Consider the following 17,059-nt stretch of genomic DNA (forward strand, 5'->3'; position numbering starts at 1 on the left):
GTTTTTACAGAAGTATTATTTGTCGATTTCAAGGCACTCACACGTATAAAACGTTGTCACAACTGGCAATAATTATAAGAGGAATAAGCCGGGCAAAAGTCCTGGCCATACCACCCGAGGATGAAGCGATATTAGCAGATGTTTGACGCACCCTAGTTGCCGAACATTACTTAATGGTGTATCCGCCGCGTACCATGACAATCAGATTGCTTGTCTGGCCTTCTTTCACCTGGATGCCGCGACCTTCACGCGGGAAGGACAACAGATGGTTCTTAGGCGCAACTTGGCCATTTAACAGGTCTTTCCCATCGGTCAAGTCCGCAACGCCGCTAGCGACTTCTGTGTAGATCACAGCATTACCTGAACGCACGATGAACTCCGTTCCTGCGTCGGCAATCAGAATCTTACCTGGTTTCAGCGCAACGTTCTTAACTTCATCTGCACCTTGGGATGGCTTAGTTGGATTTGTAGGATTCGTTGGGCTTGTAGCCCCCCCACCTCCATTTAGCGCTTGCTGGATTTGTTGGTCTACGTAGCTCTTGGTGACGACCGGGTCATCGGTTGTGCCTGGGGTGGTGCTGGCGCCGGTTGCGGTGTTGCTGTATACTGCACCGATCCATATGCCTGCTCCAATCGTTAGCGCCGCCAAACCAACCTTTAAATAAGGTTTCATGTAATCTGTTCCTCCTAAAGTTCTCTATTCTATTTAACTATAAAGAAAACACTCAAACTGAACAACCCAACTATAGGTAAAGCTAAGGATATTTCCTTTGAAGAATTAAAAAACACACCGGAGAACATTACGTTCTCCGGTGTGTCAAAGCTTACATGCTAAGCTTGATTTGGATTAGTCGATATTAGTACTTAATATCACCTTTCAAATCAACTGTTGTTCCGTTTTCCAGAACAACACTAGCAGTCAGCACTCCACCATTAATGGTATCTTCTTTACCAACTACTACTTTGAAGGAATTTCCGTTAGCAGCCAATTCGGCATCATAACGAGTTGTTCCATTTTTGGTACCAATCGCAACTTTACCGTCAACGATGCTTTTTAGAGTCTTATCTACATTAACAGTCAGAGTAGAAGTCGCTGGCTCATAAGTTGTAGATTGTACGGTTACTGGAGCAACAGCTGGTGCAGTAGTAGCCGCGACAGTAAATACATCAGATTCAACAGCTTTAACATCTGTACCTCTTGCTACCATATACTGAGCATCCTTACGAACTTGAACAGAGATCGGAGGATTTGCTTTAATCAGATCAGCATTAGTAAGTGTTACTACAACATTCCCCTTTCCATCAGCACTGAAGGAAGTAGTATAGTCAGTTGCAGGGATAACTGGAGTATTATCCTTGGAAAGATCTTTAAGAATGAAGTCATTTCTCAAATCAGCAACGTCACCGTTTTTGGAATCTACATAAGTAGAGAATGTAACAGTAAACGATGCGCCATCTCTCTTAGTAACACCAGTAGCTTTAGGTGCTACAGTGTTGTGAAGATTCATCACAGCATTACCATTAAGGTTAAGTCTGTTGTTGGAATAAGTTTCGATGGAGTTGTTAGCAAACAAAGTAACTGTTCCACCATTTAAATGCTCGCCGCTTGTTTTCAATGTTACTTTAGCTCCATCAATTTTCACTTCTGATGGGTAAGCACCATTAACAGTGAAATCACTAATGCTAGCATAAGCAATTACTTGATTGAACTCAAGTTCAAAAGTTTTAGCATCCTTTTGAACAGCATTTTTCCATTCGAGTTTGCTTTGTTTTGCTTCTCCTAAGCCCGCGCTAGTCCAGGAAACCGCTTGGCCCGTTTTAGATTTAAGACCAATTGCATGGATTCCTTTAACAGAACCGTTCGTTCCAAACGAAACTTTAGTTCCGTTAATGAACTCAGGGAACTGAAGAACTACGGATTTAGCACCATTTACTACATCCACTCTAACTTCAGCAGGGATAGCAATTCTTTGTGTGTTAGCACCGTTCTTTTGGAAATCGATATAGTAGCTGCCTTTGTTTTGAAGAGTCGTAATATCCATCTCTCTTCCAAAATGCAATGCTAATTTACGAGTTGAATCGTTGTAATCCACATTAGAAGCGTCTGGATTAGTAACATCAGCCGCTACAAATGTACCATCGTACTCAACCATAGTATTTTGCAACGCAGTTCTGTCTTTTACATCTTTAACCTTCAGGTCGTAAGTACCTTCAAGAGTACTGAAGAAGCTAACGTAGAAGATTTTGTTTGATGCATCAGCAGCCACTACATTGTTCACAGGAATAACATCGCTACCTTTTTTAACAGTGAAGTACTTTTTGTCAGCAGCATCTACTGCTTTGTCAAAACGAACTGTCAACGTGTTTGCTCTGTCATTACCGAAAGTAGTTTCAAGTACACGAGGTTGAACCAAGTCAATACTTGCTGTTACTTTATGTTCTTTCACAGGGTTCGCGTTACCGGAGTAGTCTTTAACCTCAACGAACAGGTTAGTTTCGTATCCTGGCAAACGATTAGCAGTGAAGTCCACTTCATATACGTTTGCAGCGATTTGAGTTGCTTTACCTTTTTTCTTGCTGTCGCCAGACTTCCAGTAGAAGCTATCTTCTGTTACAGAAGCAGGATCGATTTCTTCATTGAATGTTACTGTGACTTTTTCCAGAGTAGCGGAAATTTCAGTAACCTTCGGACCTTCAGTATCAACTGCAACTGTGAATTCTTTGGTGTCGGCCAAAGATTTCAATCCAGCGTAGTCTTCAACCAGGGAAGTTGTCAATTTGTGAGCACCGACGGAAATCCCACCTGTGTAGTCTCTCAAAATAACTTCTCTTTGGTTTGCACCTTGCGTTACGGAACCAGAGAACGCTTTGTCATCCAATTGGAAGTTGCTGCTGGATGGAGCGATTACAGGCTCGGAGAAAGTCACCTTAATAACTTTAGTTCCAAGAGCTTTTACTTCAGAAACTGTTGGAAGCGTGTTGTCGGACGAAGAGAAGGATACTTCACCTTGTGGGATTGTAGCACCTTGCTCACCTTTAACGTTCTTCACAACAATTTTGTATGTTGTTCCTTGTACGAATTTGCTGGATTCGTTCAACAGGATGCGTGCAGTTTTGCCGTCTTCCAATACAGAAATGGATTTGATTCCTTTAGCGTTGGAATCGATGACATAGTTGTTTTTGTCAGTAGCAGACGCTTTGTCAACTTTTCCGTCGAATATAACGTCAACTTCTTTCAAGTTAGTGGAAGTTGCGGATTCCACTTTAGTAGCAGATGTTACTACCCAAGTTACACTTTCAGTGTACTCGTAGTTGTTATGTGTGAATTTCACTTCAGTTGCAGTGTTAGCTTTCAGAGGAGTTTCCAGTTCAACTTTCACGCTCTCGTTGTTAGCAAGTTTGAAAGTTACAACTTTACCGCTCTCAGTTACATCATAAGAAACCACTTTTGGTTTTTGTTGCGACAAGTAGATTGTGTAAGCAACTTCAACCAATTGGGAACGGGAAGCGTTAGCTTTAGGGTTTGTTTTAGCATCTACCAAACCAGCGTTGATTGCTGCTTGAACATAACCTTTAGCCCAGTCAGAAGCGTTGTTGTTCGTTTCTGTTGGAACTTCCAGTTTTTGAGCAGTAACGAGAACCTTCGCCATTTCTTGAACGGTGATTTTACCGTTGAAGTCGAAGATCATTTTCGTTGTGTTTTTACCTTCCATCAGACCAGCAGCGTATACTGCTTCTACATAAGGAGCTGGCCATTTGTCAGCTTTGTAGTTTTTGTCTTTGAAAGACGCTTTGCCTTGGATTGGCTCAAGACCCATGATGCCTACCAAAACTTTCGCGAACTCAGCGCGAGTCATTTCTTTGTCAAGACCAGCAGTTCCATCTGGATAGCCAGTGAAGATACCTTTTTCTTTCAGTACATCAAATTTCTGTTGTGTGTTAAGCGCATCGTCACCGAATGCAACAGAAGCAAACATGGAGAATGCCATTGCTGTAGACAGTGCTACGGATAAAATTTTCTTCATAACCTTTTTTTCTCCTCCTTGAATCATCACTTGATTGTTTTCTTTAATTTGGTAGCTCTTATCACTCATTGTCCTGCACCTCCTTTCCCGAGTTGAGCATAAATCATAAATGATGTCTGTGACGATATCACAGAATCTTGTTAACGAGAGAACACTACAAACTAGAATAGATTCCTAATCCTACCTAGGTATTATACAACGAGTCCCATACTCCGTAAAGAACATTTTTCTAATTAATAGACAATCTTCTTGCATCGGATAATCTTGGGTTCCTCATTGGGTTCTACATTATAAACGTTTGATTTCTCAAAAAGTTGCGGTTGTTGCAAAGTTTTTTTAAAAATATTTTCGAAATCATTTTAGATTCGCATAACATTGGGTTCATTACATATTGCGACAACAAAAAAAGACGCCCTATGGGCGCCCTTTGTAGAATCCTAGCGAATCTTCATAGCAAGCTGGATAATGCGTGCACGCATCTCCGGATTACTATGCAGTGTTTCGTACATCAGATCAATTTCCGCTTTATTCGTACGATATGTTTTGTCATGTTTAATTGTTGTATGAGACCACTGGATCAACGCATTCTCTGCCGCTGTCATTTCGTTAAATGAATCATGAAAGCCTGTCTCAACAACGAGTCCCTCCATGACTTCCTGAGTTATCTCATCATGAGCGGCACGAGCCAGCTCAATCTTCTTCTCCATCACTTTGGCTTTTTCCTCGAACTTGGTCTTCGCCTTCATGTAGTCGAGCTGCGCTTTTGATAATATCGGCTTCATAAATTCATCTTCACCCTCTAAAAATAGTATGTGCTTCCGCTATTGTAGCGTATTCTACATGAAATTACAAAACAATAGATATTGGTAAACGGTTTCTTGAACCATAATACCGTCCCTAAGATCTTGTTAATTATGTTATATATAACCTTATCCCGCAAAATTTACACATAAGAAAAAGAGAGCAAAGCCATCAGAAATCAGGCTTCTGCTCTCGTTCCCTTTGTCCTACAGTTTCTTCTTATTTATATAGCCTACAGCATTTTGAGTTTGCCCATCATGCGTTTCACGATCGTCGCCGTATCTGCACGATTCAGCACGGCGTCCGGATTGAAGTTATACGTTGGTTTCTTCTCGCCTTCTTTCAAGCTATTCGCAACACCAGTGATGATACCGGCCTTACTTACAGCAAGAATGGCTGGGTAAGAATAATTCGATTTGATTTTGCCGACATCTTCGAACTGCTTCTGAAGTGCTGCTTTATCTTTTTCAATTTCACCCATCTTCAGGTTCAGTGCGCGTGCAATCATGTTGGCCGCTTCTTCGCGAGTCAGTTCCATATTAGGAGCAAAGCTTCGAGGCGCTATGCCGCGAATGATCCCTTTTCTGGCCGCTGTCTCAATGTAACGGTAATCCCACTGCATGCTGTTGACTACACTTTCTTGATAGATGTCATCAAACGTCAGCTTGTTCTTATCGGTATCATAATCCAACGGAATATCGAGCAGCTTCACTATAATAGTAGCTAATTCACCGCGAGTCATTGGATCATACACGCCGAATGCATCCGTCTTGGATGCCTTCATGTATCCTCTTGCCAGCATCAATTCAATATCGTTACGTGCCGTTTTATGCGAAATCGCATCGGAGTAGCTATAACGCAAGGATTTAACTGCGTAATAACCAAATCCCTTAAATGGTGCCGTAACAGTTTTCTTCTTGGCGTCTACTTTCCCGCCGATGTTGATCCACGTTCCTTGGGACGGGTTATACCACCAAATGCCCAGGTTGCTGGAAGCCGAGTTCACCAGTGCGGAATCATATTTCAAGGTTATCGTACCTTTTTGAGACAATTCCATCCAGTTCTGCGGAATCAAGCGTTGATGAAATTCGTTTCCTTTTGCGTAAGGATGAGCTGCTGCCTTTACGTTAAAGTCCTCAATGTTGCTGCTGTAGGCATTAAGCGAACCCGCATCCAGCCAGTAAAGAGGCGATGAGTAGCCGTAATGGGCTGCCGGAGTGAAACGGAACGCATTGTTGTTATCCCCTGGAATCAGGGACAAGCGTCCATCCATTTCTACACCGTTCTCGATTTCACCAATTCGATTGTAAGCCTTAACGGTCCGCCCATCGATCTGGTTGGCAATACCAAACAGGATGTCATGCTCACCAAGCAGATTGATCGTAGGCACTTCTGCATTCGGACTTGATTTCGCCTGTTGAAGCACCGTGCCTTTCGGCAAGGACAGGGACAAATCACCCTTAAATACTTTAACCTTACCTGATTTCGAAATATTCGTTTTAAACTGAGAGCCTTCGGTTGCATCATCCGTGTACGTTAAAACGAATTGTCCGCTTGTCTTTTTGGTGCCTTGTTCGATCGTGAACTTGATGGTGTTTTTGCCGTTTTTCAGGTTCTTGACTTCAAGACGGAATATGTCGCTGATCTCGGATTTCACCATTGGCGTTTTGCCAATCAGAATCGAGTCAGCACCTTCAGCCTTGATGCTTACCTCTACAAAGTTCTGTTTCAAAACACCTTCGTTAGGAAGCCTAGGAGAAAGGACTTCGTAAGGCGCACGCTCACGCGTGATCTCAATGGTATCCGTTGTGGTAACCGACTGATAACGCGAACCGATGCTGATTGCCTGCAATCCTACCTCAGGAAGTGCCAGTTCCTTAAACACAACGCGGGCAGAGCTGGAGTTTGCTCCATTTTCAATGAAAACGTACCGGGTGTGCTCCGCCGGATCAATGGGATCCAATTGCGTCTTCAGGGTCCCGCCAGTAAGACGCCAGGTTCCTGAGTTGTCTTTGGTAAAGACTGCAAAGATGGATGGCGAAGGATGACTAAGGTTCACCGTAATCTCATCCGTGTATTCCACCTCAAAGCGAAGACCCAGAGCCTTTTCATATGTGTTATATGCGTTCTCGGCCGTTTCTCTGAACAATCCATCCGGATCGGATTCTGTCGCGGAACCAACCGGGAATGGAATCATGTTTTTGATTACCGAACGCGTATCGCTAAAATAGAGCAGAGTCAGCTTCGTCGAGATTTTCCCGCTCTTGTCAGCGACCACCAACGTATTCGGACCTGGAATCAGCTGCAGGAATGCAGCATCAGTAAAGCTGAACTCGCCATTGCCGTTAACAGACAAATCACGAGTATTACCATTCAAGGAAATGGTAAGTCCTGATGTTCCCGTGTAGTTCACAATCCGACCTGTTACTTGATTGAAATCTGTACTATTCTTAAACACCTGATTGTTATACAAATGATAAATATCAATATAAGTGGAGGACAGGAACGTTACCGGGATCACCTTCGTGTCGGAGACGCCCGATGCATTGCTGACCTTGATGATCAGATTTTGTTGTCCTGAAGGCAAATTTGTGATTTTGAAAACCGTGTTGCCATTATAGGTAAGTTTCTGGGCAATCGTGCCGCCGCCCTTGCTCGATTCAATCTCAACATTGCCTGCGTTCACTTGTTCCACCATTAAGTAGATCGGCAATTCGTTAAGAACGGTATCGTTACCGCTTGGAAAAATGGACTGGGAGGTAGCCGATACCGTTCCGCCACTCTCTGTTACACCATATAGTTGATACACTTGCTTGATTGTAGGCGCATTGACATCACGATAAGTAAAAGGATTTTTCACATCGAAACCAGTGGTAGTGTCCTTTGTATAAACAAAGTATTCCCCGCTCTGTGTAATGCTAACTGAGCCAGTAGTTGTAAAAGGATACATCAAGCTGTTACCCAGGATGCTTGCTGCTCCTACGGTTGCCTGCGAGCTCATGATTGGCACCGTGGATCCTGTCGAAAATACAGATACTTCAAGAGTTGGCGGCACCGCTGGCGTACCAGCCGGAGGAGCATCCATGATAACATAACCGGAGATGACGCCGTTCACATTACCGGTTACAACGGTCTGCCCATCGATCTTAGTGTTACCGATCTGCAGTTGATTGACCGTCAAGGAGCCTGTCGGATGATAGACAACCTGTCTATTGATGGTCTGGGTTTTCGATTCCGAGTTAACGACGATCACCAGATCGTTGACACCCTTCTGCAATTGGATCCCTGCGGAGTAAAACGTATCGCCACCGCCCGGATACATGGCCATGCCGTTAACAGTCACGCCTTTGGAGCCGTTGGTTGCTTTTACCGAGATACTAACCGTCTGTGTGGTAACGACAACCGGCTTGGAAGCATTCTCTTCCAGCACACGTCCATCACTGAGCGCTACTTCATAAACAGCCGGTACATCGGAGAACTTCACATAAGCTGTGGCACTCATCTGCTGACCTTGCGTGCTCATACCCGACACGATGATTTTGTTCACGCCCTGATTCAACTGCACATTCAGGAATTGGAACGTATTCGCTGCTTCGTCCAGAATCGGCTTGACACCTGTTCCGCCCGTGGTTGTGTCATCGAAGCGTTTAATCTCATATGAGATGGTATTCGGGTTAATGCCATTGTAGGTACCCGAAACCGTAATGGAATTCCGGTTCTCCGGTGTTGGGGAGTTCGGATCCGTACTTAGATTCGAAAAGTGAAAATACAAAGCTCCATTCGCAGCTGAAGCCGGTAATGCCGGAATTAGGGAAAAGAACATAGCAATGGCCAATAACAGGCTTGCTATTGTACGGAAATTTTTCTTCAACGGTTGTGCCTCCTTGATCATTCGGACGTTGGCGTCCGTTTTGGGTGTTACGTCGTTCACTGGGTCCCCTCGCTTTCACTGACAGATTGGTTCTAGCGCATAGTTCATATATCGGTCCCAAACATTCAATTATTTAGAAAAAATCACAAAAAAGCCTCACCTTTTTGGGTGAGGCTGGCATGTCCGATCCGGACACATCATGAAAAAAAATAAGTTCTACTTCGTGCGGCTTTCGGGATTTGCCTTCATTCGCATCCGGTTGATCAGACCCAGAATCGGCCGTTTGGTCTTGCCGACCAGTCCGATGATTTCAGCACCGATCTGCATGAAACACATCATGACGCAGATGACGACGAACGTCACCCAGTTCGCTTCATACATGGCAGCCGAAGATTGAATGACGGCCAGTACGCCGAAAAATGCGGCAATCACGTAAATAATCAGCACCGTCTGACGATGACTGAATCCAAGCTCGCGCAGACAATGATGCAGATGTCCCTTGTCCGGAGCGAAGATCGGTTTCTTCTGGATTTTACGACGAATGATAGCGAAAAACGTATCGGACAACGGAACACCAATAATAATCAGCGGCGTAATGAAGGATACAATCGCAATCTGTTTAAATCCAAGCAAGGACAGCATGGCCAAACAGAATCCAAGGAATAACGAGCCCGTATCCCCCATAAAAATCTTGGCCGGATGAAAGTTGAAGAACAGGAACCCGATAATGCTGCCGAGCAGCAGCAGACAGAGCAAGGCAACGGTGGTGTTGCCCATCAAGACGGCCATGACCAGAATCGTGCCGATTGCAATGCCCGAAACACCGGCTGCAAGTCCATCCAGTCCGTCAATGAGATTAATCGCGTTGGTTACGCCGACAATCCAGAAGATTGTCAGTGGAATCGATACCCAGCTCTCCAGCATGGAGTACCGGTCCTGGAACGGTATATTTACAAAGTCCACGGTAATATTAAATCCGAATACAACTACGCAAGCAGCTGCAATTTGAGCCAGAAACTTCACTTTGGCCGAAAGTTCAAATCGATCATCCAAGGCTCCGATCAATACGATCATGGAACCGCCGATCAGAAATGCCTTCATAAAGTTGGCATCCCGAGGCGACAGGCTATCCGGAAGAAAAGGAAGAACTGCAATCAGTCCAAGAATAAAAGCCAGATAGATGCCGAGTCCCCCGAGTCGGGGCATGATCCGGGTATGAACCTTGCGGGCATTAGGAACGTCAACGGCACCAATCTTAACCGCAAACTTCTTCACAAGCGGCGTTAAGAGCAGGGCGAGCGTCAGCGATACGATAAACCCGATGATGTATATCATTAACATGTAATCATTCGACCCCCAATATTGTCTACCGGTTGAATTATACTCCCTTCGGGTCCAAAAACCAATACCAATTTCCGGTGAAATCCCGGATTTCCCCCACAGAAATGAGCCATTTAGCTCGATTTCGTTACGTTTTCTTTCTCGCGCAGCACTTTCACTACGAATTTCGGCAGCGCAAGCATTCTTTTGTAACGGGTGGGCTCCTTCAGAAGGCGGTAAAACCATTCGAGACGAAGCTTTTGGAATACTTTCGGCGCCCGCTTCAGTTTGCCGGAGATAATATCGAAAGATCCCCCGACTCCCATAACAACCGGAACTTGAAGCGCTTGTTTATGCTGCGCAATCCAAGGCTCTTGGTTGTCCGCACCACGGGCGACAAACAAAATATCCGGTGAAGCTGCCCGAATCTGCTCAATGACGGCAGCATCTTCGTCAGGTCCAAAAAAACCGTCCCGGTAGCCGCATATAATCGCAGCCGGATATTGCATTTGTAACCTTTCGGCAGCTTCCTGAATCACTTCGGCAGTGGTTCCCAGCAGAAAGAACTTCCATCTATAGGTTTCCCCGACCTTCAACAATTCATGTAACAGCTCAAAGCCAGTGACGCGCCCCTCCAGCGGTTCGCCGCCCACACTGGCAGCCCAGACGATCCCCGTCCCATCCGGAACGATGATTTCGGCACTTTGCATCATCTGTTTATATTCCGGTTGGTTGACGGCCGTCATCACCATGATCGGATTCGCCGTTATGACATGGTGGGGCTGTCTTGACTGAACAGCCTCGGTCAGGAACTTCACCGTATCTTTCATACTAAGCTTGGAAAAAGGAATCTCGAACACCGATACGGTAGGAAATGGATAGGTCTGTTTCATGTTTATCATCCTCTATGGCGTAAATATTGGGCAATGTGGCGTGCAGGCAGCGCAGCCTCTTGTTTCAATTCGGTAATCTGCTCGCCGTGCTCCGCTTTCCATGCCGCTGCATCGTCCAGCAGCTTCAGCATCTGATCCTTTAACGCAACTGCATCAAGTGATTCACTGCTTCCCGCAGGTTCGCTGCCCAGCCGCTTCAAAAAGTGATTGATTTTCGGATCATAGGAAATTCCGAGTAACGGCACACACTGATTCGCGGCATAGATCAGGCTATGCAGACGCATGCCCAGTATCATATCACAATGGCTGACCTCTCGCAGCATGTCCTGCGGCTGCTTCTCATCACGATAGAAACTGATAATCGAACCGTTCTTGGAAATATCGCCAATGCCGCTAGCAATAAACTGCGAAGCCTCAAGATCATCCGGCTGATGAAAAGGGAGAAAGCGAAGATGTACCGGACGCTGTGCGGCTAATGCCTTTAAACCTTCCGTAACAGCCTTCAGCTCTTTGCGTTCCGGGTGCCAATATCGAACCGAAATACCGATAACCGGCAGAGATCCTTCCCCTTCCGTTTCGTGATTGGATAATGAGGACTGCACTAAAGGTTCTTCGAATGATTCACGATGTTCTTCTATAGAAGAAACTGATGCGACATCGTTCTCTTCTAACCCCGATCCCGGGTTAAAATCACGCTGAACATCCTCACCCTCTGGCAGCGGCATGCCCATCACCGGATCGGGTACGACGTGAATGGCTTCCGCAGATATTCCCATCGACTGAAGCAGTTCACCTGACTGAATGTCACGCACCGAGATGTAGGTGCATTTTCGGAAGATCGAGCGAATCATCGGATAAAACAGCTTACGGTTGACAGGTCCGACGCCCTGCGCATAAATAAACGTCGGTTTACCAAGCCACTGCGCGATCTTGAGGACGCCCAGATAATACGGGATTGTCTTCGGGCTGGTGGCATCCTGCAGCAAGCTTCCTCCACCGCTGATCAAACCGTCACTGTCCTTGATTGCCTGTCGAACTTCTCCCAGCTTCATTCGGTGAACGGATTTTACCCCATAGGCGGCCGAAGTCCAATCCGGGTCAATGGAAAGTACAACGGGATTGATCTCAATCCCCGTTGCCTTACCCTCCTGCTCCAGAGCGGTCAAGATGGATTTGAGGACCGCTTCGTCACCGCTATTTTTGAATCCGTAGTATCCGGAGATGACTATTGTCTTAGAAGTGGAGACCATCGTTTCCAGATCCTTTCTGCCACTTGCCATACCAATATCGCGATCAATCCGATAATCAAGCCGAGTCCAAGACCCAGTACAACGCGAATGGCCGAAATATAGAGTGGCGTGTGAATATGCGTGAATGTTCCGACCATCGACAGCTGCCCCATTACACCGATAATGAGCAGATAAACGGCATGACGGTATTTAAATGACAGGAACACGCCGAGTACCATCATTGGATGGGCAAGCAAGAACTCCTTATTACGCGGACGTACGCCAAACGTATTTTCCAGGAATGTACGGAATGCCATTTCGATCGACGACACAGAGCCTGCATTACCTGTACGAGTGAGATAGTACCAACCGACAATAGCCACAATGCCGGCTGCGATGACCCATGTCAGCGAGATCGGTGCTTTAAGCAGTTTCAGAATTGAGCTATAAGTAGATCCGCCTCGGTACAGAACCACGTAGATTGCAATGAGTCCTATCGGCGCTGCAGCCAGCAAGCTCACGCCGCGGAACTGATCCAGAACGAGCATATAGGTCACATTATTCAATAACGCAACAACGATTGGTACGGCTGCAAGCGACAAAATCGTGGTCTTTATCAATAGTACGATCGAATGGGTCACTCTTCTGCCAGAACTCATGTCCGGTATGCTCTGCTGCGTTTCATTGACTTTACGAATCGCCAGAATGACGGCAACCGTTGGAGCACTGATCGCCGCAAATAAAGCCAAGGCCTGTTCAAGCAAGGTCGGCTTCAGAACATACAATCCCGCACTGCCCAAAAGCCCGATCAGGAAAGCGGCAATCGTAAGGAACGGAATGTAATAGGAAATCATGAGCGAAATCAGAGCTACGGCTCCAACGACAGCCCCAAGCTTGAAGTAACGCTGCAAGGAAGAGTCAGTCACCTTAAACGGCTCTGCAGGACCCATGGTGAAGCCATTGTCCTCGATCTGCTTAATGGCCTGACCCGTACCAGTCAAACTGTCAATCAAATTATCCAGCGGGTGAGTAACGGATGCCTTGGTCATATCTCGGCTCGGCTCCGCGTTTAAATAGAACATTCGAATGTTGCGGTCTTTGGAAGCCAAAGCAAAACGGTCTCCAATAACCTCAGGCTCCAGATTAGCATCCCGCTCGCTTAAGGAATAAATACGGGTTACGTTGTAATCTGTTAAATAAGCAAGTTTCGTAAACCCTTTTTGCGGACGCTTGATATTCTCAATCGCCACGAGGCCGATGCCATGTTGGTTCAAAAGCTCGCCAAAGGAATCCAAGCTTTTCATGTCTGCATCATCATTGAAGCCTCTTGCGGAATCACCTTCAAACAAAATTCGTTTTACGCCGTTGTCCGCGAAGTACGCCATCAGCTTCTCCATATAGGCTTGGTCATACGGAAGACTGTCCGACAGCCGCGGCACAATATTAAAGCCCTTCTCTCGCAGCATGCTTATGGTAATAGGGTCTGGAGACAGCGGCTTAATCACCGCATTGGAACGCGGAGTTTCCAGCACCAACCCATCCACTCCACGATCGAACTGCCAGGATCTTACCGGAATACCCAATCTCGTGTAGGTTTCTTCGATAATGGGTTTAATTAAAGTCGCGCTCTCCTCGTTCAGGAATGAAACATACGTAAAATTCTCATTCGGGGAGACCGTCGTACCTGTCAGATCAGCGACCTGCTGCCCGTCATATACCGATATTCGCCGCGATTTCACCAGCTCGTCCAGCGTGCTTTCATAAAGCGCCATACTGATTACGCCGGCTTCTTTCAGGCGATCCAGCTGCTCAGATACAAAATCCTGCGGCTTGGATTGATACGCCGCGACATCCAACAAATCCCGATAATCAAACACCAGCTCTACATTCTTTGATGTTGATTCTGTTTGCAGTCGGTCATAACCCACCGGCAGGGCCGCTGCAACGCCAAGAACAACCAGAATCCACAGCCACTTGCGGGCTGCTGTGTTCCAGCGTTTCCAATTCTGAACCACGAAAGTACCTCCTCATCGAACCTATGGAAATTTACGATGGAGGGCAATAGCTCTTAGGAGCCTTGCAGCAACCATCGTAAATTCCCTTCGTTCTCTTCTCTCATTCAATGTATTTATGTTTAAGCGTCTACCCGGGCCATGACTTGAGCCGAGAGCGATTGAATTTTGCGATTCGCATCGGCGAGAGATTCGCCGCGCACGGCAAAATACACTTTGATCTTCGGTTCGGTACCGGAAGGTCTCAGGCAGAACCAAGATCCGTCATCAAGCAGATACTTTAACACATTTTCCTTCGGCAACCCGTCCAGGCCTTCGGCATAATCGAGCACCTGCTTAACCGGCACGCCTCCGACTTCCCCTGGCGGATTATCGCGCCAATCGGACATCTTCGCTTGAATCTGGGCGACGCCATCCTTACCTTTGAGCGTCCGAGATTCCAGTGTCTCGAGGAAATAACCGAACTGCTCATACAGCTCCTGCAGGACATCGTACAGCGTCTTGCCTTGTCCTTTATAATAAGCGGCTGCTTCGCATATGAGCATCGAGGCCAATACGGCATCCTTGTCGCGGGCATAATTGCCAGCCAAATAGCCGTAACTCTCCTCATAACCAAACAGATACGTATGGCTGCCGGACTCCTCGAACTGGGTCATTTTCTCACCAATGTATTTGAAGCCTGTCAATGTATTAAAGACGGTGGCACCATAATACTCGGCAATCGCCGCCCCCATCTCACTCGTTACGATCGTCTTGATAACCGCACCATGATTAGGCAGCTTACCCGCTTCCTTCAATTGCCCCAGCAAATAGTGGATCATAATCGCGCCGGATTGATTGCCTGTCAGCACCACGTACTCGCCCTGGCTATTCTTCACGACAGCCCCCATACGATCCGCATCGGGATCCGTCCCGATCAAAATGTCAGCTCCCACTTTCTCGCCCAGCTTCATCGCGAGGGTAAAAGCTTCCCGCTCCTCCGGATTCGGGGATTTGACGGTGGAGAAGTTAGCATCCGGCTCGGCTTGCTCCGGAACGACATGAATATGCTTAAAGCCGATGCTCTTAAGCACGCGCTCTACGGGTGCTTGCCCTGTGCCATGTAACGGCGTGAATACGATATGGATATCTTCGCCCAGCTTGGATTCGATAAGATCCCGGTTCACGCTGACACTCGCCACCGTATCCGCAAAAGCCTGGTCCTCCGCTTCGCCCAGCCAAACCAGCAGGCCTTGAGCCTCTGCATCCGCTTGAGACAGCCTCTTAACCGCAGAGAAGGAATCCACCTCCTGTATCCGGGCAATCACGTTCTCTGCTTCGTCCGGTACCAGCTGGCCGCCTTCACGGTTGTACACCTTATAACCGTTGTATTCCGGCGGATTATGGCTTGCCGTGATGACAATCCCTCCGGTAGCACCCAAGTGACGCACGCTGAATGACAATTGCGGCGTTGATCGCAAGGATGGATACAGCTTCGCTACAATCCCGTTTCCGGCCAAAACCAAAGCAGCCTCTAACGCAAATTCCGGCGAGAAATGCCGGGAGTCATGGGCAATGACAACCGAAGGCTTGCCCTCGGCGGTGCCGTGAGCCTCCAGGATATATTGTGCAAAGCCTTGCGTTGCGCGGCCTACCGTATATTTATTAATCCGGTTGCTGCCTGCACCGATAACACCGCGCAGACCGCCCGTGCCAAATTCCAGATCACGATAAAACCGTTCCTCAAGTTCTTTGGTGTCGTGCTCGAGTGAACGCAGTTCCTGTTTCGTCTCCTCATCTACATAAGGATCATTCAACCAACGTTGTACCGTATCGATTGTTCTCTGACTCATCTCTGACATGAAAAAAAGTCTCCCTTCCTCATCCAAACAAGAATAGTCTGAAAATTACTCCTTATCCGCGAGAGCAAACATAATTTCTCCCTCGGCAACTACACGTCCATCCACTGTAGCAGTTGCTTTCCCTTTACCGATCATGCCCTTCAAACGAATGATCTCGACTTCCAGCCGCAGCGTATCTCCCGGTACCACTTGCCCACGGAAACGGAAACCGTCAATGCCCGCCAAAAAGCCAAGCTTTCCCCGGTTGCTCTCCACATTAAGAATCGCGACAGCACCGACCTGCGCCAAAGCTTCCACAATCAGGACTCCCGGCATAACAGCATATTCAGGGAAATGACCGACAAAAAAAGGCTCATTGATCGTCACGTTCTTGATGCCGACCGCTCGTTTGCCGTCCTCAATCTCCACAATTTTATCGACCAGCAAAAACGGGGGGCGATGGGGAATAATTTCTTGAATCTGTTTGATGTTCAACATAGTATTAAAATCCTCCTTATGTACGTACCCGCCAAGCATAGCGTTTGAAAAGGGGTGTTCGTTCCATTTGCTGCCGCTGTGCCGCTTTCTCAAGCCGCGGGAGGTATTATTTACGGCTGTATCATGCGTTCTCTTGAGGTTTTCTTAACGAATTTTAGATCATGTGCATAAAAAGAAGGATCTGCGGAAAAAATGATGGATATCCTTCACCGCTGCAGAAGTGAAGGTTTTAGATAAGGGGCTTTCTCCCATCGGACACTTGTGTACGAGGAGAGGGCCCTTTTACAAGTTTTTTGGGGTCCCCGCAAAGTATTTGGAATAAGCATCGCAGCATAGGCTCCACTTTGTGGGGTTATTTTATATACATCCGTCCATTGTCATGAAATGACAAAGTTAATACGCAAGTCCCATCCCATTATACCGTTTAACCCCAAAAAAAGAAAACTCCCTTAAAGGGAGTTTGCAGGCTGTCGAGAAAGTCTCGACAGCTATTTTTTGTACATTTAATTCAACACGACACCGCGTTAATATTATATAATATTAGTAAATAAACCGTTCGGAAGGGTGTTAAACATGTTGCGTTCTAACCG

The 17,059-nt window shown here is 46.6% G+C and carries 10 protein-coding genes; all 10 read right to left on the reverse strand.

Going from position 1 to position 17,059, the window contains the following annotated elements:
- Positions 1–166: 166 nt before the first annotated feature.
- The gene (locus AK95_RS09920; protein ID WP_071219813.1) at positions 167–673 is read right to left on the reverse strand and encodes a hypothetical protein; all 507 of its coding nucleotides are present in this window, start codon (positions 671–673) and stop codon (positions 167–169) included.
- Positions 674–857: 184 nt separating this feature from the next.
- Positions 858–4,094, reverse strand: coding sequence for an S-layer homology domain-containing protein (locus AK95_RS09925; RefSeq protein ID WP_071219814.1), 3,237 nt, complete (start codon positions 4,092–4,094; stop codon positions 858–860).
- A 368-nt stretch (positions 4,095–4,462) separates the two neighbouring features.
- The gene (locus AK95_RS09930; RefSeq protein WP_071219815.1) at positions 4,463–4,807 is read right to left on the reverse strand and encodes a hypothetical protein; all 345 of its coding nucleotides are present in this window, start codon (positions 4,805–4,807) and stop codon (positions 4,463–4,465) included.
- 251 nt (positions 4,808–5,058) lie between these two features.
- Positions 5,059–8,697, reverse strand: coding sequence for an S-layer homology domain-containing protein (locus tag AK95_RS09935; protein WP_071219816.1), 3,639 nt, complete (start codon positions 8,695–8,697; stop codon positions 5,059–5,061).
- Positions 8,698–8,913: 216 nt separating this feature from the next.
- Positions 8,914–10,038 carry a glycosyltransferase family 4 protein gene (locus AK95_RS09940; protein ID WP_071219817.1) on the reverse strand — a complete coding sequence of 375 codons (1,125 nt, stop codon included), beginning with the start codon at positions 10,036–10,038 and terminating at the stop codon, positions 8,914–8,916.
- Between the two features lie 113 nt (positions 10,039–10,151).
- Positions 10,152–10,910, reverse strand: a complete 759-nt coding sequence (locus AK95_RS09945) for a WecB/TagA/CpsF family glycosyltransferase (protein WP_071219818.1) — start codon at positions 10,908–10,910, stop codon at positions 10,152–10,154.
- Between the two features lie 5 nt (positions 10,911–10,915).
- Positions 10,916–12,160 carry a polysaccharide pyruvyl transferase CsaB gene (csaB, locus tag AK95_RS09950; protein WP_071219819.1) on the reverse strand — a complete coding sequence of 415 codons (1,245 nt, stop codon included), beginning with the start codon at positions 12,158–12,160 and terminating at the stop codon, positions 10,916–10,918.
- Entirely contained in the window at positions 12,136–14,154 is a 2,019-nt protein-coding gene (locus AK95_RS09955) for a DUF5693 family protein (protein WP_071219820.1), read from the reverse strand. The genes csaB and AK95_RS09955 overlap by 25 nt, the downstream gene beginning before the upstream one ends.
- 119 nt (positions 14,155–14,273) lie before the next feature.
- A complete protein-coding gene (locus tag AK95_RS09960) occupies positions 14,274–15,992 on the reverse strand; it encodes a phospho-sugar mutase (protein WP_071219821.1) in 1,719 nt (572 codons plus the stop codon).
- A gap of 45 nt (positions 15,993–16,037) precedes the next feature.
- Complete coding sequence (fabZ, locus tag AK95_RS09965) at positions 16,038–16,469, reverse strand: 3-hydroxyacyl-ACP dehydratase FabZ (RefSeq protein ID WP_007133270.1); 432 nt, start codon at positions 16,467–16,469, stop codon at positions 16,038–16,040.
- Positions 16,470–17,059 lie beyond the last annotated feature (590 nt).

Source organism: Paenibacillus sp. LC231 (genome assembly GCF_001860525.1).
Classification (GTDB): Bacteria; Bacillota; Bacilli; order Paenibacillales; family Paenibacillaceae; genus Paenibacillus_AQ.

Coding starts and splice junctions, on each gene's coding strand:
- AK95_RS09925 (WP_071219814.1), bottom strand. CDS start 4,094: ATGAGTGATAAGAGCTACCAAATTAAAGAAAACAATCAAGTGATGATT.
- AK95_RS09945 (WP_071219818.1), bottom strand. CDS start 10,910: ATGAAACAGACCTATCCATTTCCTACCGTATCGGTGTTCGAGATTCCT.
- csaB (WP_071219819.1), bottom strand. CDS start 12,160: ATGGTCTCCACTTCTAAGACAATAGTCATCTCCGGATACTACGGATTC.
- AK95_RS09940 (WP_071219817.1), bottom strand. CDS start 10,038: ATGTTAATGATATACATCATCGGGTTTATCGTATCGCTGACGCTCGCC.
- fabZ (WP_007133270.1), bottom strand. CDS start 16,469: ATGTTGAACATCAAACAGATTCAAGAAATTATTCCCCATCGCCCCCCG.
- AK95_RS09960 (WP_071219821.1), bottom strand. CDS start 15,992: ATGTCAGAGATGAGTCAGAGAACAATCGATACGGTACAACGTTGGTTG.
- AK95_RS09920 (WP_071219813.1), bottom strand. CDS start 673: ATGAAACCTTATTTAAAGGTTGGTTTGGCGGCGCTAACGATTGGAGCA.
- AK95_RS09930 (WP_071219815.1), bottom strand. CDS start 4,807: ATGAAGCCGATATTATCAAAAGCGCAGCTCGACTACATGAAGGCGAAG.